Origin of the sequence: Sphingomonas sp. BE123 (assembly GCF_031456015.1) — a bacterium.
Classification (GTDB): Bacteria; Pseudomonadota; Alphaproteobacteria; order Sphingomonadales; family Sphingomonadaceae; genus Sphingomonas.
Genome location: NZ_JAVDTW010000002.1, coordinates 1516303 through 1535283, shown reverse-complemented (window position 1 = coordinate 1535283; position 18981 = coordinate 1516303). Strand labels below are relative to the sequence as shown.

Below are 18981 nucleotides of genomic sequence, written 5' to 3'. Positions count from 1 at the left end.
AGCGCTCCCTATTTCCGCATGAATCAAAGATCGCGATTTTCATCATCACCGTCCGGTTGCGAACCGCGAAATCCGAGTGATGGCAGAAATGCCATCAGCGGGTTCTGAATTGGCTCTTTCGTTTTTGCCTCGATCGCGTCCATCGTCATGTCGGCAGGCGGTTCACCGTAAAACCCCCGATACCGTTCCAGCACGCCGCGCATTCTATCGGCCTCTCGCAAGCGGTGCTCCTGAAATATCAGACCGTCCGGATATCTATAACTTGCCTGAAAAAATGCGATAAAAGGCTCTTCTTTCTTAGCGATATCAATCACATGATACCAAGTGATCCAATCCCGCCCTTTCGTCAGCTTTCCCATGATACGCCGATGCGTCGATGCAGGGTTATGACCGGGATTTTGTTCAACGAATGCGGTTGCGATGGCATAGTTGGTGGGCAAGTCAGCCGCAGACGCGCCCCGTAGCAGGGCGCGGGCATCTCGCATCATTTGCTCTTGTAACAGGGGCCAATCCCTTTCGGCCTTCCTGCCCCGCTTTTGCTTAGTCAGGCGCAACGCAGCGCTGCGAACTTCCGCCGCGCCGAACTCTCTCACCAGTCTTTCGAGCGCCGCGTCGAGCGAATGCCATCCAGCGGCAGGCGGGTTTGCCAGCAGCTTTGCAACCCGGTTGAGGCCCGAACTCGCACCAATCACGCGCTAGTGCTCCGCAACATGACAATCTCCGCCCCGTCCCGCATGCCGTCGATTCGGTCGCTCCACCATTGGTTCATCGCGACCCGCTCCTCCCAATAGCTTCCGCGATTGTAGATGCCGCGCACCACATCGCTATCCCGATGCGCCAGTGCGCGCTCCACTGCATCGGCAGACCATTTCCCGCTTTCGTTCAGGAAGCTGGATGCGGTCGTCCGCAAACCGTGCCCCGTCACTTCGTCTTTGGAAAAGCCCATCCGGCGAAACGCTGCATTGATCGTGTTTTCGCTCATCGGGCGGTGCAGCGTCTGCATTGACGGGAACAGGTATTTGCCGCCCCCGGTCAGTTCCTCCAGATCGTCCAGCAGCGCCAGCACCTGCCGGGTCAGGGGCACCGAATGGGGCCGCCGCCCTTTCATCTTGCTGGCAGGAATATCCCACCGCGCCGCCGCCCGGTCGATTTCCGCCCACTCGGCATGCCGCAGTTCGCCGGGCCGCACGAACACATGCGGGGCAATCTGCAATGCCAGCCGGGTGATCGGGCTTCCCTCGAACCCGTCGATCGCGCGCAACAGCTCGCCAAACTTGGCGCGGTCCAGAATAGCGGCATGGTGTTTGACTTGGGGGGCAGACAGTGCGCCGCGTAGCAGCGCCGCCGGGTCCGACTTCGCGCGCCCGGTCGCCACAGCGTAACGGAATACGCGGCTGGCAAACGCCCGGCATCGCCGCGCGGACTCCAGATTGCCCTTGCGCTCCAGCTTGCGCAGCGGCTCCAGCAACTCCGCCGGCTCGATCGCGGTGATCGGGCGATTGCCCAGCGCCGGGCGCAACAGCGCCAGAAACCACCGCGCCCGAACCAGCGTCCGGTCAGCGCGACGATCGCCGGTCATCTTGGCTTCGATGAACTCGTCCGCGATCTTGCCGAAACTGTTGTCCGCCTCCAGCTTCGCCTGCCGCTTGTCCCGCTTCTTTTGCTCGGCAGGGTCCAACCCCTCCGCCAGCGTCGTCCGCGCCGCCTCTCGCATGCGCCGCGCGCTCGCAAGCGTGACATCGGGATAGGCTCCGAACGCCAGCCGCTTTTCCTTTGCGGCAAAGCGAAACTTGAACCGCCACAGCTTCGCGCCGTTCGGGAATATCTCCAGATAGAGGCCGCCCCCGTCCGCCCGCTTGTAAGGTTTGGCCATCGCCCGGAAGCTACGGATTTCAGAATCTGTCAGCGCCATTTGGGGGCATCCCTTTTCAACCGCGCCCATCATGCCCCCAACGATGCCCCCAGCCGGGGCGGATTATGCAGGAACAATCGGAAACATTCCGGGCCTTACAGGTCCAGAATATCGCAGTTTTCCGGGGATTTGTCGATATGCCGGGGAACACGCCGGAACAAGGAAATGGTGTCCCGGAGAGGATTCGAACCTCCGACCTGCGGTTTAGGAAACCGTTGCTCTATCCTGCTGAGCTACCGAGACACGCCGGGGCTGGTTAGATGGCCCCGGTCGCCCGGTCAATTGCGCTGCTCCGGCGGGACCACCGGTAGGGGGAGCGGCGCGACGGGGACGCCGTCCTCGATCAGCGCCCTGGCCTCGTCGAGGCTGGTCTGCCCGTGGATCGGGGCCGCCGGTTCCTCACCCAGATGCATGGCACGCGCCTTGTCGGCGAAAGACATGCCGACCCATTGCGACCCCTCCAGCAGCTTGGCCTGGACCTGCGCGAGCGCGGCCATCAGCGCCTTGGGATCGGGGGTCGCCGGCGCGGGCGTGGCGGGCGCGCGGTTGCCCTTGGCGGCGACATTGGGGGCCATCACTGCCTTGGCGATGTCGGCGTCGCCGCAGACCGGGCAGGACAGCAGCCCGCGGGCGCGCTGGTCGTCATAGTCCGCGCTCGATCCGAACCACGCCTCGAACACATGGGCATGGGCACATTTGAGGTCGAACACGATCATGCGCGGGTCACCGGCGGGATCGGGCGGCGATGCACGATGGCGGGGACGCGGCCGCGCACATCGGTGACACGTGCCGGGTCGATCTCGACCAGACCAAGGCCGGCGGGTGCGCCCATGTCGAGCAGGATTTCACCCCAGGGGTCGATGGCGAGGCTGTGGCCAAAGGTAGTGCGGCCGTCGGCGTGGCTGCCGGTCTGGGCGGCGGCGATGACGTGTACCCCGGCCTCGATCGCGCGGGCGCGGAGCAGCGTGTGCCAGTGGGCTGCGCCGGTGGGGCGGGTGAAGGCAGCGGGAACGGCAAGCAGGGTCGCCCCGGCATCGGTCAGCGCCCGGTAGAGATCGGGGAAGCGCACGTCGTAGCAGATCGACAGGCCAAGGCTCCCAAGCGGCGTGTCGACCACGACCGCGCGCGCGCCGGGGACATAGGCATCGGATTCGCGCCAGCGCTCGCCGGTCGGCAGGTCGACATCGAACAGATGCAGCTTGTCATAGGTCGCGCGGATTGCGCCATCGGCGTCGATCACGAAACCGCGATTGACGAAGCGACCGTCGTCGCCGCGCAGGGCGAGCGAGCCGAGCTGGACCCAGATGCCGTGCTGTGCCGCGGCCTCCCGTACGGCGGCGAGGACGGGGTCGCTGTCCTGCGCCACGATCGACGCCGCGCCGCGCTGTCGATCCCGGTCGAGCAGGCCCGACATTTCGGGGGTGAACAGCATCGCCGCGCCCTCCCCGGCCGCCGAGGAGATCGCCGCGGTCAGCGTGCGGGCATTGGCCAGCGGGTCGATGCCGCTGGTCATCTGAAGGATCGCGGCGCGCACCGGCCCGCTCATGCGTCGAGCAGCGCGTCCAGCCTGCCCTCGCGCTCCAGCGCCATGAGGTCGTCCGAGCCGCCGATATGCGCGCCGTCGATGAAGATTTGCGGCACGGTGGTGCGGCCATTGGCGCGCTGGAGCATTTCCTGACGCTTGGGCCCGCCCATGGTGAGGTCGAACTCCTCATAGACGGCGCCCTTGCTGTCGAGCAGCGCCTTGGCGCGGTGGCAGTAACCGCAAAATGCCTTGGTATAGATTTCGATCTTGGCCATGATCCCGAGTTGAGAGCGGCACCCCGTCTTGTCAATCCGCGTCCGTGTCATCGATCACCCGCGCCCAGCACAGGATCGTCACGCTGCGGGCCCCGGCGCGCTTGAGCAGGCGCACACAGGCGGTGGTGGTCGCGCCGCTGGTGTGGACGTCGTCGACCAGGATGAGCGCCTTGCCGCGAACGGCTTCCCTGGCTCCGGGGGCGAGCGCAAAGGCTCCCGCGACCGCCTTGGCGCGACCGCGCGGGCCGAGGCCGCGCAGTACCGGGGTCGCCTTGACCCGGCGCAGCAGATCGGGCGCGACCGACACGCCTGAAGCGGTGCCGAGCGCCCGGGCGATCAGCAGCGCCTGATTGAACCCGCGGCCCCAGATGCGCCAGCGGTGCAGCGGGACCGGCACCAGCAGCTCGGCATCTTCGGGCATGAGCCGCGCCATCAACCGCGCGGCGGTGACGGCAAAGCCGGTGCGGCCGCCATATTTGAGGCGCAGCGCGAGCGTGCGCGCCGCCGGGCCATAGGCGACCGCCGCGCGCACGCCGTCATGCAGCGGAGGATCGGCGAGGCACGTGCCGCACTGCGCGTCGGGGCCGCGATCATGCTCGAACGGCAGATTGCAGGTCGCGCACCATGGCGGCGCGATCAGCCGCATCCCGCTCCAGCAGGCGGCGCAGAACCGATGATCGGCGTCGACCACATCGCCACAGCCCGGGCAGCGCGGGGGCAGCGCCAGGCCGATCAGGTCGAGCAACGGTTGACGCAGCCCCATGCAACGCCCTCCACGTCGTGCTTGTCGCGCGGCGCGCGACGCGGCACAAGCCGCGCCGTGACCCCCGAAACTGCCCCGCCCGAGATTTTCGACCGCAACCGCCGCCGCCTGCGCCGCGACCGCGCCGCGCCGGGCTTTGCCGGGTTCGATTTCATCCGCGCGTGGATGCTCGACGGAATTGCCGAGCGGCTGGACGCAGTGCGGCGCGAGTTTCGTGATGTGCTGGATCTGGGCAGCTTCGACGGCGCGTTCGTCCCGCCACCGGGCGCGCGCGTCACGCGGATCGACGCCGGGGCGCGCTTCGCCGCGCTGTCGGGCGGCGTGCAGACGGATGAGGACCGGCCGCATTCGCCGGAGGGGGCCTATGACCTTGTCATTTCGGCAGGGGTGCTCGACAGCGTCAACGACCTGCCCGGCGCACTCGCGCTGATCCGCCGCTCGCTGCGTCCCGACGGGTTGTTCATGGGCGCGTTTTTGGGCGGATCGACGCTCTCCACGCTGCGCAGCGTGATGCTGGAGGCCGAGGGCGACCGTCCGGCGGCGCGGGTGCATCCCCAGGTCGATGTACGCGCGGCGGGCGACCTGCTGGTCCGCGCCGGGTTCGCGTTGCCGGTCGCCGATGTCGAAACGCTGCAGGTCCGCTATGCGAGCCTGTTCGACCTGTTCCGCGACCTGCGCGGCATGGGCGCGACCAGCCTGCTCCGCGATCCCGCCCCGCTGACCCGCAGCGCGGTGGCGCGCGCCGCCGCCAGCTTTGCCGACCGCGCCGATGGCGAGGGGCGCACGGCGGAACGGTTCGATGCGCTGTTTCTCACCGGATGGGCGCCCGACCCGTCGCAGCCCAAGCCGGCGCGGCGCGGTTCGGCCCGCACATCGCTGGCCGACGCGCTGGCGGCGACCAAGGGCAAAACGGCCTAGGCCATCACCCCCCTTGACGCAGCGCAGCATCTTTTCGATATTGGCGTAGCGGACCGGGCCCCTCTGGCGATCGACATGATCGCGATGTCGGACCGCATCGGATGATCCGATGCTGGCTGGGCTTGAATACCGACCTTTGCTGTCATCGGCCATCCGATCGATTTCACATCGACAGGAGGCATTATGATGAGTGGCATGTTGTACCGTCTGAGCGTCGTTCACCGGAAACTCGACGACGAGATCCGGCGCGAAGCGCGGCGGCGTAACCCGGACGGTTTTCGCCTGCTGCGGCTCAAGAAGCTGAAGCTGGCGGTGAAGGACCGGCTGGCCGGCCACTGGAAGCGGTCGATCGCGACCAGCTTCTGACAATCCGAACCATTGGCGGCCCGGGCCCCTCTGATGCGCGCGATGCGCATGATGTCGGGCCGCCCTGATGGCGCGTGCAGCGCCTCACCCAACAGGGGCTGATTCACCATGGAATTTCTGACGTTACTCTGGCTGGGCAAGCCGGTGTGGATGTGGCTCGCCTTCATGGGGCTGGTCGCAGCCCTGCTCGCGCTCGATCTTGGCGTCCTGCATCGCAAGGCGCGCGAGATCGGGGTCAAGGAGAGCCTGAAGCTCTCTGCTTTCTATATCGTGCTGGGCCTGGCGTTCAGCGGCTTTGTCTGGTGGCAGCTCGGCGAGACGGCGGCGATCAACTACGTCACCGGCTTTGTCGTCGAAAAGAGCCTGGCGATGGACAATGTCTTCGTCATCGCGATGATCTTCACCTATTTCGCGATCCCGCGTCAGTATCAGCACCGCGTGCTGTTCTGGGGTATCCTTGGCGTCATCGTGCTGCGCGCGATCATGATCGCCCTGGGCGCGACGATCGTGTCCGAATTCGGCTGGGTGCTCTACATCTTCGCCGCCTTCCTGATCTTCACGGGCATCAAGATGTGGCGGATGGTCGACACGCCCTATGACGTGGCGAACTCGCCGCTGCTCGGCTGGCTGAAGCGGCATATGCGCGTGACCGACGGGCTGCGCGGAACAGCGTTCTTCGTGCAGGAGCGCGATGCCAAGACGGGCACGATGGCGCGCCATGCGACGCCGCTGTTCCTGGCGCTGGTGATGATCGAGTTCGCCGACCTGGTGTTCGCGGTCGATTCGGTGCCGGCGATCTTTGCCATCACCACCGACCCGTTCATCGTCTACACGTCGAACATCTTCGCGATCCTGGGCCTGCGCGCGCTGTATTTCGCGCTGTCGGCACTGGTCGACCGGTTCCACTATCTGAAGTACGCGCTGGCCGTACTGCTGGTGTTCATCGGATCGAAGATCTTCGTCGCCGATGCGCTGGGCCTGGCCAAGATCCCGCCGGTGGTGTCGCTGGGCATTACCGCAGCGATCCTGACGACGGGCGTGGTCTACTCGCTGTGGCGCACCCGTGGCGAGCCGACGCCGAGCCTGACTTAAACCAGCGCCTCGAGCATGCCGATCAGCGGGATATCCGCTGGCGGCATGGCGAGGTCGCGCAGCGCGGGCGGGTGAACCCATTGCAGCGCGGTGGCATGCCGCGCCCGGGGTTCCCCGCCCCATTCGCGCAGCGTGTAGAGCAGCAACAGCAAATGGCGGTCCCCCAGCGGCGCGCTGGCAAAGGTCGCCGGGGCGAGCGCGGCGGGATCGACCGCGATACCCAGTTCCTCCTCCAGTTCGCGGCACAGCGCCGCCTCGGGCAGTTCGCCCGGCTCGACCTTGCCGCCGGGAAATTCCCACAGATCAGCCATCGGCTTGCCCGGCGGGCGCCGCTGGACCAGCACGCGTCGCTCCGCGTCGACCAACGCCGCGGCCACTACCGTAACGATACGCCCTCCGGAAAACCCGGCATCCATTTTCAGCATTTTGTTAACTTCGTTTGCGTAGTTTTGCGGTGGTCAAATTCAAAAGGGCGGTGCGATGCGCTTGTTGAAGTCACTGCCGGCACGCCTGATGCGCTGCAATCGCGGCGCAACGGCGGTCGAATATGGCTTCATCCTCGCGCTCATCGTCCTTGTGCTGATCGGCGCGCTGACCGAACTGGCCGGCGGCACCACGGGCATGTGGAACAATGTCAGCACCAAGGTCCAGAACCCGGGCTGATTTTTTCGCCGGGCCCTCAGGCGCACCTAAGGCCTTTGTTAACTTCCGTACCCTAGTTTCGGGCTTGCTGAGACCGGTTTTCACCGGACGCAGCCGGGAAAACTGAAGCTTCGAACAGGATGGAGACCGGTATGAACACGATCCGCAAGATTTTCGGCAACAAGAAGGGCGCAACCGCAATCGAGTACGGCCTGATCGCCGCTCTGATCGCCGTCGCCGCGATTGCCGCGATGCAGGGCCTGGGCAACCAGCTCAAGACCACCTTCACCAACGTTTCGTCGAACATGAAGGCGTCGTAAGACCCTTTCGTTTCGAAACGACTGAACAGGGGGCGGCGGACCGATGGGTCCGCCGCCCTTTTTTCGCTTGGTTTGGTGGAACATCTCTTTTCGTCACCCCCGCGAAAGCGGGGGCCCATCTCCTAGGCGATCGGCGTATCGCACCGGTTCGGAAAGCGGACAGTGCGGGAGATGGGCCCTCGCTTTCGCGGGGGTGACGATTGGTTTGGATTGCCCCTACCCTGCTGGGCGGGGGGTGGAATTTGCGTCAGGCCCGGCCCATCGCCAGGAACTTGGCGCGGCGCGCCTTGCGCAGCGCGGTCGCGCTCTGACCCGACAGGTCCTTGAGCGCCGCTTCGATCGCGTCGCCCAGCGCATCGATCGCCCTGGCGTGATCGCGGTGCGCCCCGCCGAGCGGCTCGGGAACGATCGTATCGATCACGCCGAGTTCCTTGAGGTGCTGCGCGGTCACCTTCATCGCCTCGGCCGCGTCGGCGGCCTTGTCGGCGGTGCGCCACAGGATCGAGGCGCAGCCCTCGGGCGAGATCACCGAATAAACCGCGTGCTCCATCATCAGCACGCGGTTGCCTGCGGCAAGCGCGACCGCGCCGCCCGAACCGCCCTCACCCAAAATCGACGCGACCATCGGCACGCCGAGATTGAGGCACGCTTCGGTCGAGCGAGCGATCGCCTCGGCCTGACCGCGCTCCTCGGCCTCCATGCCGGGAAAGGCGCCGGACGTGTCGACCAAGGTCACCACGGGGATACCGAACTTGTCGGCCAGCTCGACCAGGCGGATCGCCTTGCGATACCCCTCAGGCTTGCCCATGCCGAAATTGTGGCGCAGGCGGCTGGTCGTGTCGTCGCCCTTTTCATGGCCGATGACCATGACGCGCTGGCCACGAAAGCGGCCGAGCCCGCCCTGAATCGCCTGATCGTCGGCGAACGCGCGGTCGCCGCCCAGCGGCATGAAATCGGTGATCAGACGCGCGACATAATGCTTGAAGTGCGGACGTTCCGGGTGGCGCGCGACCAATGTCTTCTGCCACGGGGTCAGCTTCGCATAGGCGTCCTTCAGGAACCGGTCGGACTTAGCCTGAAGCTTCGCGACCTCCGATTCGATATCCACCTCGCCGCCCGCAGCGGCGTCACGCAGTTCGTCGATCCGGGCCTGAAGCTCCGCGATCGGTTTTTCAAATTCAAGAAAGCTAGCCATCGCCGCGGCACTATGCCCCGTCGCGCTTCGCGTCAATTCGGGGCGTGTCGGCGAGCGGGTGGCGTTCGTTGACGAGTGCGACCAGCCGGGCGCTGTCGACATGGGTGTAGATCTCGGTCGTCGCGATATCGGCATGGCCCAGCATCGCCTGAAGCGCGCGCAGATCGGCTCCGCCCTCGAGCAGATGCGTGGCAAAGGCGTGGCGCAGCACGTGCGGGCTGATCCGGTCGGGCGGGATGCCCGCCAGCCCCGCAATCTCCCGCACCATCTGATACAGGCGGATGCGGCTCAAATGCCCCTTGCCCGAGGGAAACAGCCATGGCCGCGCGGGATCGACATGCGCGCGCCACGCCGCCACCGCCGCGCGTGCACGATCCGACAGTGGCACCAACCGCTCCTTCCCGCCCTTGCCGCGCAGGATCAGGTAGGGCTTGTCCGGCTGAACCGCACCGCGCGGGAGCGAGACCAGCTCGCTCGCGCGCAAGCCGGAGCCGTAGAGCAACTCGACCAGCGCGAGCAGGCGCAGGTCGCGGGGATCGGGCGGCACGCGCGCGATCCGCGCCTGGATTGCCGCGAAGATCGCGTCGACATCGGCGTTGGACAGCGTCCTGGGCAAGCTGCGCCCGGTACCGGGGCGGGGCAGCGCCCCGCCGGGGTCGTCGCTGCGCAGCTTTTCATCGACCAGAAAGCCGTAGAAGCGGCGCAGCGCAGCCGATTTGCGCGCCACGGTGGCGCGGGCGAGGTCGCGCCAGTCCTCCGCCAGCCGCTCGATCGCCGCGCGGTCGGCCATGGCAAGGCCGCCGTCGAGCGCCTGCGACGCCAGCCGCAGATCGGTGCCATAGGCAGCAATGGTGTTCGCCGACGCCCCGGCCTCGGCCGCCAGCATCTCGAGAAAGCGGTCGATCAGCGCCGGGTCGTCGCCCGGGCCCGCCGCACTCAAAGCCGGGTAATCGCCTCGACGGCGATCATCCGTGCATAGCCATCGAGGCCGACCTGACTGAGCGCGCGGGTGATGTGATAGAGCGCCGCCGGCGACACCCCTTCCCACACCCGGCTTTGCATGCCGACCGCCGCGAGCAGCACCACCGTCCCCGGCTGGTTCGACTCCGCCGCGCGCGCGATGGCGCGGGTCCAGGCATTGGCCGATTCGAACGCCACCCCGGACGCGCGCATCAGCCGTGCGCCGTCGGCGGTCGGGATCCGGCCCATGCCCGCCATCGCCGCAATCAGCATCGCGCCATTGGTTGCGTCCGCCGAGTTGCGATACGCCTCGACATCGCCGACGGCGACGGCACGGCCCGGCTCGGCAAGCAGCAACATGCCCCAGCCATCGCTGCCACGCGGGGCGATTTCCTTCCAGCGCAGCGCGGCGCGGTCATAGCCGGCGCTGAGCATCGCGGCGATCAGGCGATCGGCATCGTCCGCATGCTCGGCCGACGGGGTCAGTCGCGCCGCCGCGCGGGCGGTAAGGATCAGGCGGCTATAGGCCGCCCGTGGCCCCTGTGCCTCGTCCCACAATTGCCGGATCCGCTCGACCCGCTCGGCCGCAGTCGCGGCGGTGAAGGCCGCGCGCAGATCGCGGGCAACGGCGACCTCCGCCGTTGCGGCATCCTCCTGCAGCTCGATCTCGCCATAAAGGTCGGTCAGCGCCTGGCTGGAAAACACGCCCTGGCTCGCCGCCGCCTCTGCCGCCGCGACGCGATCGCGCAGGGGAAGCGCCGGCGTGATCGCGCGCCAATAGCGCAATTGCGGCCCGGCGGTGCCGTATAGCCGTTCGGGAATGTCGGTGGCGGACGCGACCGCAAGGCCCCAGCGCCACGCGCTGATCCGGTCAACCGGATCCCATTCGATCGTCACCGCACGGCGCCCCGACACGCCCATCCCGACCAGCTTTTCGGCGAGCAGCACGTCGACCGCATTGCCGAGGCGGCGGCGGCTGGCGTCGATCAGCGGGCCGGCGCGGCTGGGATCGCCGTCGAGACCGGCGCAGATCGCCTCCGCCAGGCGCCAGTTGCGATCGGGTGCGCGGTCGAGCGCGGGCTTGACCATCGGGCACATGCCGCCCGGATCGGCGGTCGCGAGCATCGCCTGCATCGCCACCTGGAACATCTTCGGCGTGTAATTGGCGACATCGACCGACTGGACCAGTGCGCGCGCCGCATCCGCCTCCCCCATCCGGATCAGCAGCCACGCGCGCTCTGCGGCGAAATCCGCGCCGTTGAGCCCGCGCGGCGTGTTGACGCGCGAAAGCAGCGCGCGGCGCAGTGCGATCGACAACCAGCGCGACGCGACCGGCGCATTGGTGCGGCGCATCAGCGCCTGGAGAAAACCGCCATCGGCCGTGCCGAACGCAGTAACGGGCAGCCCGTCGCTGGCGGGCGAAGACGGGCCGACCTGCGCCAGCGAGCGCTTCGCAAAATCGGGCAGTTCGTAGCGCGCGATCGTCGCATAATCGAGCTCGCCGACAGCTTCGGGCGCAACGCCAGCGGCTGGCGCCAGGCTGTTGCCAACCCCGTCAGCGCCGGTCAGCGGGGCATCGCCGCGCGGCGCGCTGGTCGGACCCGCAGCCGGGGACGGTGCCGGCGCGGGGGCCGGCGCCGGAGCAGGCGCGGGCACCGGATCGTCGAAGCCGGGCGGCAGCAGCGATTCGGGGCGGTCCTGCCCCAGCGCGGGAATCCCGACGCCGGCCGCGACCACCAGAACGGCGGCGAGCGCGGTCTTAGTTCGAGAGATTGTCAAGCGGGACGACCTTCTCGACGCGCACCGGCTGCTTCTCCGTATCGCGCCCTGCAAGGAAGAAAAGCCCTCCGATCAACAGGATAGCGACAATAACGACGATGATTAGCGAACGGGACATCGACCCCCTCAAACCGGTTCTGATCACAGGCGACGGGCCTTTTGCCCGAGCGCGATGCTCGCTGTATAGCCCCCGCGACCATGCTGCAAACCCACCCGGCCAATCCTGAACCCATTACCCGTCCGATCGTGCTGATCGGCCTGATGGGCGTGGGCAAGACCACGGTGGGCCGCCGGCTCGCCCAGCGCCTCAAACTGCCCTTTGTCGACGCCGACGCCGAGATCGAGTCGGCAGCGGGCATGACCGTGGCCGAAATTTTCGAACGATTCGGCGAACCGCATTTTCGCGATGGCGAACGGCGCGTGATTGCGCGGCTGATCGACGGCGCGCCCAAGGTCATCGCGACCGGTGGCGGCGCGTTCCTCAACGCGGAAACGCGCGCGCTGATCCTTGACCAGGCGACCGCGATCTGGCTGGACGCCGCCCCCAAGGTCTTGGCCGAACGCGTCGCAAAGCGCGACCATCGCCCGTTGCTGCGCGGAAAGGATCCGTTGAAGGTGCTCACCGAACTCGCCGAAGTCCGCAATCCCGTTTACGCGCTGGCGCCGATCCATGTCGTCAGCCGCGTCGGCCCGCACGAGGCGACCGTCGCCGCGATCCTGTCGGCACTCGGCCGATGAGGGTCGTTCCGGTCGCGCTGGGCGCGCGCAGCTACGACGTGCGCATCGCCGCCGGCATCCTGACCCAGGCTGCAGCGCAGCTTTCGCCGCTTTCGCGCGGCCGCCCGTTCGTGATCGTCACCGACGCGCATGTCGCGCCGCATGCCGCGCGCCTTGCCGCGCTGCTTCACAATGGCGGGCTGGCGAGCGACATCATCACCCTGCCGGCGGGCGAGGCGACCAAGAGCTGGGGCCAGCTTGAGGCGCTGACCGATGCGTTGCTTGAGCGCGGGATCGAGCGCGGCGACCATGTCGTCGCGCTGGGCGGCGGCGTGATTGGCGACCTGGTCGGCTTTGCCACATCGATTCTCAAGCGCGGCTGCAACTTCGTGCAGATCCCCACCACGCTGCTTGCGCAGGTCGACAGCTCCGTGGGGGGCAAGACCGCGATCAACAGCCGCGCCGGCAAGAATCTGATCGGTGCGTTTCACCAGCCAACCTTGGTGCTGATCGACCCCGATCTGCTCGACACCCTCCCGCTGCGCGACCTGCGCGCGGGCTATGCCGAGGTAGTGAAGTACGGGCTGATCGACGATCCGGAATTTTTCGCATGGTGCGAGGCCAATGGTGCGGCGCTTCTCGCCGGAGACCCGGCGGCGCGGGAATATGCCATTGCGCATTCGGTGGCGGCCAAGGCGCGCATCGTCGCGGCGGACGAACGCGAGACGACCGGGGTGCGCGCGCTGCTCAACCTCGGCCATACGTTCGGCCATGCGCTGGAGGCCGAAACCGGCTTTTCCGACGCGCTGCTGCATGGCGAGGGCGTCGCGGCCGGCATGGCGCTGGCCTTTGCCTATTCGGCGCGGCGCGGCCAGTGTGGCATCGAGGATGCAGCGCGGGTCGCCGCGCATTTGCAGGCAGTCGGCCTGCCGCACGACCTGGCCAGCGCGGGCATTACGGCATCGGGCGCAACGCTGGTCGGCCATATGCTGCACGACAAGAAGATGGACGGCGGCACCCTGCCCTTCCTGCTCGCGCGCGGGATCGGGCAGACCTATCTCGACAAGCAGGTCGATCTGGCCGACGTCGCGGCGTTCCTTGACGAACTGCCGCGCTGACCCGCCCGCCTGACGCAGCGGGAAGCTTCAGGCTTCCAGTTGGCGCATCAGGCTGCGGACGGCGCCGTCGATCTCGCTGTCGCTGCCGCGCAGCTCCTCGATCCGGCGCACGGCATGGATCACAGTCGAGTGGTCGCGGTTGCCGAACTTGCGACCGATTTCGGGCAGCGAACGCGTGGTCAGCCGCTTGGCAAGATACATCGCGATCTGACGCGGGCGGGCAATGGCGACTGCACGGCGCTGCGACACCAGGTCGAGCTGCTTGAGATCGAAATGGTTCGACACCGCCTTCTGAATCTCGTCGATCGTCACGCGGCGCTGGCTGCCCCGCAGCGCTTCGCCGAGCACGCTCTCGGCAAACTCGATCGTCACGACTTCGTTGTTGAGCTGGGCATAGGCGACGAGGCGATTGAGCGCGCCTTCAAGCTCGCGCACCGACGAGCTGATCCGCGCGGCGAGCAGATCAAGCACGGGTGACGGGACCATAGCGCCGGGCATATCCTCAAGCTTGCGCTCAAGGATCGTGCGGCGCAGGCCCAGCTCGGCCGGCTTGATATCGGCAGCAAGGCCCGAACCGAGCCGCGACGCGAGGCGTGCCTCGATCCCCTCGAGCGCGAGCGGGCTGCGGTCGGCGGCGATGACCAGCCGCTTGCCCTCACGCATGAACTCATCGACCGTGTGGAAAAACTCTTCCTGGGTCGCTTCCTTGCCGGCGATGAACTGAAGATCGTCGATCATCAGCAGATCGACGCCGCGCAGCCGCGCCTTGAACGCGAACGTGTCCTTCTCGCGCACCGCGCGGACGAATTCGAACATGAAGCGCTCGGCCGGCATGTAGATCGCCGTCGCATCGGGGCAGGCCTCAAGGAAGGCGTGGCCGATGGCGTGCATCAGATGGGTTTTGCCCTGCCCCGTGTTGCTGTGGAGGTAAAGCGGGCTGAAGCGCGGCGTCCCCGGTTCGGCGAGCGCGCGTGCGGCGTTGAACGCCACCCGGTTCGAAGTGTCGACCACGAACCGGTCAAAGGTGAAGCGCGAATCGAGATTGGGCCGGCCTTCGCTGCGCGGTGCTGCCGCCGCCTGATCGATCGCCGGAGCGGGCGATTCGGCAGCCGGAGCCGCGGCGAGCGCGCGGGTCGCCCGCGCGTCGACCGTCTCGATCGAAACGCTGCGCACCGCCGGCAGAACCGCGCGGAATTCCATCGCCAGCCGGTCGGCATAATGGCTGCGAACCCAGTTGGTCATGAACGCCGAGGGAAGCCCGAGGCGGACCGTTTCCGGATCCTCACCCGGAATCAGGACGATCGGCTTCAGCCACTGGTCGAACAGCCGCTGCCCTGCGGAAAGCCGCAGATTGCCGCGCACGCGTGTCCAGGCCTTGGCTTGATCCATCTTCCCGTTGCCCCTCAAATACCATCGCGCTGCGTACGGAACCCGCACACACCGTCACGCCCCCGTCGCGGAAAACACGCCTTCCGCCCGTCAATTTCGTTCAGGCAAAGGGATAGCGCTGGCGGAATCGCATCCGCGTGCGGCCGGTACCCTTGCTGATTCCGCCGACGAGAACGCCGTGGCGGAGGTCCGTTTTAGGGACGGAAATTCGAGTCGATCAAGGGGGCGGCATGTAAAGAATCTGAAATAAGTAGGCTTGACTCACGCCAGCCCCGGAATTGCGTTATTTACCGCATAAGCCGCTGTTTTATAACGCCTTTACCCTGATCGCCGTCGTTACTCGAAATGCGACTCGTGGTCTGTCCGCGATTCGTTCCGGACCCGGATTCGAGCTCCCTTAAGGCACACAAAAAGCCCCGCCGGCGGGTGCCGGCAGGGCCTTTTCGAACTGCAATGAAGCAGGCTTAGCCGAGCGCGGCGAGGCGCTTGGTCAGGCGCGAGAACTTGCGCGAGGCAGTGTTCTTGTGAACCACGCCCTTGGCCACGCCACGTGCCAGCTCCGGCTGCATCGCCTTGAGCGCGGTTTCCGCGGCCGCCTTGTCACCGCTGGTCAGCGCGCTTTCGACCTTCTTGATGAAGGTACGGATGCGGCCGACGCGGGCGCCGTTGACTTCGGCGCGGCGTTCGTTGCGGCGGATGCGCTTCTTGGCTTGCGGCGTGTTCGCCATGAATCTTCGTTCCTGTTTTCGATGCGAAAAGAGGCGCGGATTTCCGTCCCACGCCTCGGGAAAGCGCGCCCCTTAGCGAGGGCGGACGATTCGGTCAACCGGTAACGCCCTGCTGACCCTTCTTACTTCTGGCATTTGGGGCACCAGAAGGTCGAGCGCCCGCCCTCGGCATAGCGCGCGACCGTGCCGCCGCAATTGCACGGTTCGCCCTCGCGGCCATAGACTTTGAACTGCTTGGAGAAATAGCCGAGCTCGCCATCGGGCTGAACATAGTCGCGCAGCGTCGATCCGCCCGCCTCGATCGCCGATTCGAGCACGCCATGCACCGCCGCGACCAGCCGCTGCAGCTGCGGCCGGGTCAGCGATCCGCCGCTGCGCCTGGGCGAGATGCGCGATTCGTGCAGCGCCTCGCACACATAGATATTGCCGAGGCCCGCGACGATGCGCTGGTCGAGCAGCAACAGCTTGATCGACGCGACCCGTCCGGCCAGCGCCTGGCGCAGATGATCGGCGGTGAACTGCGGCCCGAGCGGCTCCGGTCCGAGCGCGGCGAAGGGCGGCCAGACGGCGACGTCCGCCGTTGGCATCAGATCGACCGATCCGAATCGCCGCGCATCGTTGAGCGCCAGCCGCCGCCCCGCCTCGGTCTCGATCACCAGATGATCGTGCGTCAGCAGCTCTGCCGGATCGATTCGCCAGCGTCCCGACATGCCGAGGTGAAAGATCATCGTGTCGCCGCGATCGGTGTCGATCAGGCCATATTTGGCGCGGCGGCCGAGCGCGGTGACGGTCGCGCCGGTGAGACGCTGCCCCAGATCGACCGGCATCGCCCGGCGCAGATCGGGGCGGCGCAACTGGACGCGCGCGATCCGCTGGCCGTGCAGGGCCGGGGTAAGGCCGCGGACGGTGGTTTCGACTTCGGGAAGCTCGGGCATTTTGTCTCGCTAAGCGGGCTTTGCCGCGCCCACAAGGGCGGCTAAGGGCTTGGCCATGACCGACACCGTCTCCTTTGGCTATGAAGAGGTTGCCCCCGACGAAAAGACCCGTCGCGTCGGCGGCGTCTTTTCCAGCGTGGCCTCGCGCTATGATCTCATGAACGACGCGATGTCGGGCGGTCTGCACCGCGTGTGGAAGGACGTGTTCGTCCGCCGCGTGAAGCCGCGCGCGGGCGAGGCGATCCTCGACATGGCCGGCGGCACCGGCGACATCGCGTTCCGCATGGCCGAACATGGTGCGGCGGTGACGGTCGCCGACATCAATCCCGACATGCTGGCGGTCGGGATCGAGCGCGCGGCCAAGCGCGGGATCGACGGGCTGGTGTGGAGCGAGGCGAATGCCGAGACGCTGCAATGGCCCGACCGCTTCTTCGACGCCTACACGATCGCGTTCGGCATCCGGAACGTGACCGACATCCCCGCGGCACTGCGTGAGGCGCATCGCGTGCTGCGGCGCGGCGGGCGGTTCTTCGTGCTCGAGTTCTCGACCACCCTGTGGCCCGGATTCGCCGACGTGTACGATGCCTATTCGCACCGGCTGGTGCCCAAGCTGGGCGAGATGCTGGCGGGCGATGCCGACAGCTATCGCTATCTGGTCGAATCGATCCGTCGCTTCCCCGACATGCCGACGTTTGAGGCGATGATCAAAGACGCCGGCTTTGTGCAGACCCGGGTCGAACCGATGCTGGGCGGACTGGTCGCCATTCATAGCGGCTGGAAGATTTGACCGCTCCCGTCGTGCATCTGTGGCGCCTCCTGAAATGGGGCCGCACGCTGGCGCGCCACGGCGCGTTGCGCGGGATCGAGCGTGACCGCAACACGCCCGCCCCGGTGCGCCGCCTGGCACGCATTGCCCGCTTCGGCGCGCGCGTGCCGGAAGTGCCGCGCTATGCCGATGCGCTGCAGGCGATCGGCCCGGCGGCGATCAAGCTGGGGCAGACGCTTGCGACCCGCCCCGACCTGATCGGCGAAGCGGCCGCGCATGACCTGCTCCGCCTGCAGGACGCGCTGCCCCCCGTCCCGTTCGCGGTGATCCGCGCGGCGATGGAGACCAGCTTCGGGCGGCCGCTCAGCGACCTGTTCCAGTCGGTCGAGGAAACGCCGATCGGCGCCGCGTCGATCGCGCAGGTGCACCGCGCGATCACCACCGATGGCCGCCAGGTCGCGGTCAAGGTGCTGCGCCCGGGGATCGAGGCCGAGTTCGCCCGCGCCATCGACACCTATGAATGGGCGGCGGCGCAGGTCGAGGGGATGGGCGGCGAGGCATCGCGCCTGCGCCCGCGCCTGGTCATCGAGACCTTCAAGCGCTGGACCGCGCGCGAGCTGGACCTGCGGCGCGAGGCCGCGTCGGCGTCCGAATTGTCCGAATCGATGGAGGCGGAGCCGGACTTCACCGTCCCGGAGATCGATTGGCAGCGCACCACCGGCAAGGTGATGACGCTGGAATGGATCAACGGCATCAAGCTGTCGGACCGTGACGGCCTGATCGCCGCCGGGCATGACACCGAAAAGCTGGCGCACACACTGGTCCGCGCGTTTCTGCGTCAGGCGATCTCCGAAGGCTTTTTCCACGCCGACATGCATCAGGGCAATTTGTTCGCCCTGCCCGGCGACCGCATCGCGGCGATCGATTTCGGGATCATGGGCCGGATCGACCGGCGCGCGCGGGTGTGGCTGGCGGAGATTCTCTACGGGCTGATCACCGGCAATTACCGCCGCGTCGCCGAGATTCATTTCGAAGCGGGCTATGTCCCGGCACATCACAATGTCGCCGAGTTCGCGACGGCGCTGCGCGCGGTGGGCGAACCGATGCGCGGCCTGCCGGTCAAGGACATGAGCGTCGGCATGATGCTCGACAGCCTGTTCAACATCACCCGCGATTTCGACATGCAGACCCAGCCGCATCTGCTGCTGCTGCAAAAGACGATGGTGATGGTCGAGGGCGTGGCGACGCGCATCCACCCCGACATCAATTTGTGGGACAGCGCCGCACCGTTCGTGCGCGAATGGATCCGCACCGAGCTGGGTCCGGAGGCATTCCTTGCCGACCGGATTTCGGAGGATCTGAAGACGCTGGCGCGGCTGCCCCGGCTGATCCGCAACATCGAACGCCATTTCCCCGATCCGGGCGGCGCCCCCCCCGCCCCGCCGCTGCGCGAGATCGAAGTCGTGCGCGTCGGTGGCGGCTGGCGCTACGCCGTGGTCGCGCTGCTTGCGGCGAGTGCGGGCGCGGTGGCGACGCTGCTGCTTGCCTGACAAGCGCCACCCGGCAGGCTAGGGACAGCGC

Annotated in this window: 22 protein-coding genes and 1 tRNA gene; 9 read left to right on the top strand and 14 right to left on the bottom strand. The window is 67.1% G+C overall.

Annotated features, from left to right (window positions below; genetic code table 11):
* Positions 1 to 23: 23 nt before the first annotated feature.
* The 7 genes from J2Y54_RS15650 to J2Y54_RS15620 all read right to left on the bottom strand — a co-directional run bounded on the left by J2Y54_RS15650 (position 24) and on the right by J2Y54_RS15620 (position 4475).
* Positions 24 to 692 carry a hypothetical protein gene (locus J2Y54_RS15650; RefSeq protein WP_310041076.1) on the bottom strand — a complete coding sequence of 223 codons (669 nt, stop codon included), beginning with the start codon at positions 690 to 692 and terminating at the stop codon, positions 24 to 26.
* A complete protein-coding gene (locus J2Y54_RS15645; protein WP_310041075.1) occupies positions 689 to 1912 on the bottom strand; it encodes a phage integrase central domain-containing protein in 1224 nt (407 codons plus the stop codon). Before J2Y54_RS15645 ends, J2Y54_RS15650 begins: the two co-directional genes overlap by 4 nt.
* Positions 1913 to 2078: 166 nt before the next feature.
* Positions 2079 to 2155: transfer RNA gene (locus J2Y54_RS15640), tRNA-Arg, on the bottom strand.
* 35 nt (positions 2156 to 2190) lie between these two features.
* Entirely contained in the window at positions 2191 to 2628 is a 438-nt protein-coding gene (locus J2Y54_RS15635; RefSeq protein ID WP_310041074.1) for a DUF1178 family protein, read from the bottom strand.
* Positions 2625 to 3458 (bottom strand): carbon-nitrogen hydrolase family protein, encoded by an 834-nt coding sequence (locus J2Y54_RS15630; RefSeq protein ID WP_310041072.1) that lies wholly within the window; start codon positions 3456 to 3458, stop codon positions 2625 to 2627. The genes J2Y54_RS15635 and J2Y54_RS15630 overlap by 4 nt, the downstream gene beginning before the upstream one ends.
* Positions 3455 to 3712 carry a glutaredoxin 3 gene (gene grxC / locus J2Y54_RS15625; RefSeq protein WP_310041070.1) on the bottom strand — a complete coding sequence of 86 codons (258 nt, stop codon included), beginning with the start codon at positions 3710 to 3712 and terminating at the stop codon, positions 3455 to 3457. The genes J2Y54_RS15630 and grxC overlap by 4 nt, the downstream gene beginning before the upstream one ends.
* A 31-nt stretch (positions 3713 to 3743) precedes the next feature.
* Positions 3744 to 4475 (bottom strand): ComF family protein, encoded by a 732-nt coding sequence (locus tag J2Y54_RS15620; RefSeq protein ID WP_310041069.1) that lies wholly within the window; start codon positions 4473 to 4475, stop codon positions 3744 to 3746.
* Between the two features lie 57 nt (positions 4476 to 4532).
* Here J2Y54_RS15620 and J2Y54_RS15615 point away from each other — a divergent pair, with 57 nt between their 5' ends.
* From J2Y54_RS15615 to J2Y54_RS15605, 3 genes are all read left to right on the top strand, one after another.
* Positions 4533 to 5393 (top strand): methyltransferase domain-containing protein, encoded by an 861-nt coding sequence (locus tag J2Y54_RS15615; RefSeq protein WP_310041068.1) that lies wholly within the window; start codon positions 4533 to 4535, stop codon positions 5391 to 5393.
* 186 nt (positions 5394 to 5579) lie between these two features.
* Complete coding sequence (locus J2Y54_RS15610) at positions 5580 to 5759, top strand: DUF465 domain-containing protein (RefSeq protein ID WP_310041065.1); 180 nt, start codon at positions 5580 to 5582, stop codon at positions 5757 to 5759.
* Between the two features lie 108 nt (positions 5760 to 5867).
* A complete protein-coding gene (locus tag J2Y54_RS15605) occupies positions 5868 to 6851 on the top strand; it encodes a TerC family protein (protein WP_310041063.1) in 984 nt (327 codons plus the stop codon).
* On the opposite strand, the gene J2Y54_RS15600 is transcribed toward J2Y54_RS15605, so the two are convergent.
* Entirely contained in the window at positions 6848 to 7276 is a 429-nt protein-coding gene (locus J2Y54_RS15600) for a (deoxy)nucleoside triphosphate pyrophosphohydrolase (protein ID WP_405052924.1), read from the bottom strand. The two genes, J2Y54_RS15605 and J2Y54_RS15600, sit on opposite strands and share 4 nt — an antisense overlap.
* Before the next feature lie 55 nt (positions 7277 to 7331).
* Here J2Y54_RS15600 and J2Y54_RS15595 point away from each other — a divergent pair, with 55 nt between their 5' ends.
* Both J2Y54_RS15595 and J2Y54_RS15590 read left to right on the top strand, forming a co-directional pair.
* Positions 7332 to 7514: a Flp family type IVb pilin gene (locus tag J2Y54_RS15595; protein WP_310041061.1), complete on the top strand. Its 183-nt coding sequence runs from the start codon at positions 7332 to 7334 to the stop codon at positions 7512 to 7514.
* A 131-nt stretch (positions 7515 to 7645) separates the two neighbouring features.
* Positions 7646 to 7813 (top strand): Flp family type IVb pilin, encoded by a 168-nt coding sequence (locus J2Y54_RS15590; protein ID WP_066665303.1) that lies wholly within the window; start codon positions 7646 to 7648, stop codon positions 7811 to 7813.
* 247 nt (positions 7814 to 8060) lie between these two features.
* On the opposite strand, the gene J2Y54_RS15585 is transcribed toward J2Y54_RS15590, so the two are convergent.
* From J2Y54_RS15585 to J2Y54_RS15575, 3 genes are read right to left on the bottom strand one after another with little or no spacing between them, the layout of a single operon-like run.
* Positions 8061 to 9008: an acetyl-CoA carboxylase carboxyltransferase subunit alpha gene (locus J2Y54_RS15585; protein WP_310041059.1), complete on the bottom strand. Its 948-nt coding sequence runs from the start codon at positions 9006 to 9008 to the stop codon at positions 8061 to 8063.
* A 10-nt stretch (positions 9009 to 9018) separates the two neighbouring features.
* Positions 9019 to 9948 (bottom strand): tyrosine-type recombinase/integrase, encoded by a 930-nt coding sequence (locus tag J2Y54_RS15580; RefSeq protein WP_310041058.1) that lies wholly within the window; start codon positions 9946 to 9948, stop codon positions 9019 to 9021.
* On the bottom strand, positions 9945 to 11747 hold the full coding sequence (locus tag J2Y54_RS15575; RefSeq protein ID WP_310041056.1) for a hypothetical protein: 1803 nt from the start codon (positions 11745 to 11747) through the stop codon (positions 9945 to 9947). The genes J2Y54_RS15580 and J2Y54_RS15575 overlap by 4 nt, the downstream gene beginning before the upstream one ends.
* A 198-nt stretch (positions 11748 to 11945) precedes the next feature.
* On the opposite strand from J2Y54_RS15575, the gene J2Y54_RS15570 reads away from it, so the two are divergent.
* Positions 11946 to 12485 carry a shikimate kinase gene (locus J2Y54_RS15570; RefSeq protein ID WP_310041054.1) on the top strand — a complete coding sequence of 180 codons (540 nt, stop codon included), beginning with the start codon at positions 11946 to 11948 and terminating at the stop codon, positions 12483 to 12485.
* Positions 12482 to 13582, top strand: a complete 1101-nt coding sequence (gene aroB / locus J2Y54_RS15565) for a 3-dehydroquinate synthase (RefSeq protein WP_310041052.1) — start codon at positions 12482 to 12484, stop codon at positions 13580 to 13582. The genes J2Y54_RS15570 and aroB overlap by 4 nt, the downstream gene beginning before the upstream one ends.
* A 27-nt stretch (positions 13583 to 13609) precedes the next feature.
* Here the strand turns inward: aroB and dnaA are convergent, their stop codons facing one another.
* The 3 genes from dnaA to mutM all read right to left on the bottom strand — a co-directional run bounded on the left by dnaA (position 13610) and on the right by mutM (position 16634).
* Entirely contained in the window at positions 13610 to 14971 is a 1362-nt protein-coding gene (dnaA, locus tag J2Y54_RS15560; RefSeq protein ID WP_310041051.1) for a chromosomal replication initiator protein DnaA, read from the bottom strand.
* Between the two features lie 464 nt (positions 14972 to 15435).
* The gene (gene rpsT, locus J2Y54_RS15555) at positions 15436 to 15699 is read right to left on the bottom strand and encodes a 30S ribosomal protein S20 (protein WP_300497779.1); all 264 of its coding nucleotides are present in this window, start codon (positions 15697 to 15699) and stop codon (positions 15436 to 15438) included.
* Positions 15700 to 15821: 122 nt separating this feature from the next.
* Positions 15822 to 16634, bottom strand: a complete 813-nt coding sequence (gene mutM, locus J2Y54_RS15550) for a bifunctional DNA-formamidopyrimidine glycosylase/DNA-(apurinic or apyrimidinic site) lyase (RefSeq protein ID WP_310041049.1) — start codon at positions 16632 to 16634, stop codon at positions 15822 to 15824.
* A 55-nt stretch (positions 16635 to 16689) separates the two neighbouring features.
* On the opposite strand from mutM, the gene J2Y54_RS15545 reads away from it, so the two are divergent.
* Complete coding sequence (locus J2Y54_RS15545) at positions 16690 to 17421, top strand: class I SAM-dependent methyltransferase (RefSeq protein ID WP_310041047.1); 732 nt, start codon at positions 16690 to 16692, stop codon at positions 17419 to 17421.
* Entirely contained in the window at positions 17418 to 18950 is a 1533-nt protein-coding gene (ubiB, locus tag J2Y54_RS15540; protein WP_310041045.1) for a 2-polyprenylphenol 6-hydroxylase, read from the top strand. Before J2Y54_RS15545 ends, ubiB begins: the two co-directional genes overlap by 4 nt.
* Positions 18951 to 18981 lie beyond the last annotated feature (31 nt).

Bases quoted from the DNA above. Each gene is read 5' to 3' on its own strand.
- J2Y54_RS15645 (WP_310041075.1), bottom strand. From the start codon at position 1,912: ATGGCGCTGACAGATTCTGAAATCCGTAGCTTCCGGGCGATGGCCAAA.
- J2Y54_RS15635 (WP_310041074.1), bottom strand. From the start codon at position 2,628: ATGATCGTGTTCGACCTCAAATGTGCCCATGCCCATGTGTTCGAGGCG.
- J2Y54_RS15630 (WP_310041072.1), bottom strand. From the start codon at position 3,458: ATGAGCGGGCCGGTGCGCGCCGCGATCCTTCAGATGACCAGCGGCATC.
- grxC (WP_310041070.1), bottom strand. From the start codon at position 3,712: ATGGCCAAGATCGAAATCTATACCAAGGCATTTTGCGGTTACTGCCAC.
- J2Y54_RS15620 (WP_310041069.1), bottom strand. From the start codon at position 4,475: ATGGGGCTGCGTCAACCGTTGCTCGACCTGATCGGCCTGGCGCTGCCC.
- J2Y54_RS15610 (WP_310041065.1), top strand. From the start codon at position 5,580: ATGAGTGGCATGTTGTACCGTCTGAGCGTCGTTCACCGGAAACTCGAC.
- J2Y54_RS15605 (WP_310041063.1), top strand. From the start codon at position 5,868: ATGGAATTTCTGACGTTACTCTGGCTGGGCAAGCCGGTGTGGATGTGG.
- J2Y54_RS15600 (WP_405052924.1), bottom strand. From the start codon at position 7,276: ATGCTGAAAATGGATGCCGGGTTTTCCGGAGGGCGTATCGTTACGGTA.
- J2Y54_RS15595 (WP_310041061.1), top strand. From the start codon at position 7,332: ATGCGCTTGTTGAAGTCACTGCCGGCACGCCTGATGCGCTGCAATCGC.
- J2Y54_RS15590 (WP_066665303.1), top strand. From the start codon at position 7,646: ATGAACACGATCCGCAAGATTTTCGGCAACAAGAAGGGCGCAACCGCA.
- J2Y54_RS15585 (WP_310041059.1), bottom strand. From the start codon at position 9,008: ATGGCTAGCTTTCTTGAATTTGAAAAACCGATCGCGGAGCTTCAGGCC.
- J2Y54_RS15570 (WP_310041054.1), top strand. From the start codon at position 11,946: ATGCTGCAAACCCACCCGGCCAATCCTGAACCCATTACCCGTCCGATC.
- aroB (WP_310041052.1), top strand. From the start codon at position 12,482: ATGAGGGTCGTTCCGGTCGCGCTGGGCGCGCGCAGCTACGACGTGCGC.
- dnaA (WP_310041051.1), bottom strand. From the start codon at position 14,971: ATGGATCAAGCCAAGGCCTGGACACGCGTGCGCGGCAATCTGCGGCTT.
- rpsT (WP_300497779.1), bottom strand. From the start codon at position 15,699: ATGGCGAACACGCCGCAAGCCAAGAAGCGCATCCGCCGCAACGAACGC.
- mutM (WP_310041049.1), bottom strand. From the start codon at position 16,634: ATGCCCGAGCTTCCCGAAGTCGAAACCACCGTCCGCGGCCTTACCCCG.
- J2Y54_RS15545 (WP_310041047.1), top strand. From the start codon at position 16,690: ATGACCGACACCGTCTCCTTTGGCTATGAAGAGGTTGCCCCCGACGAA.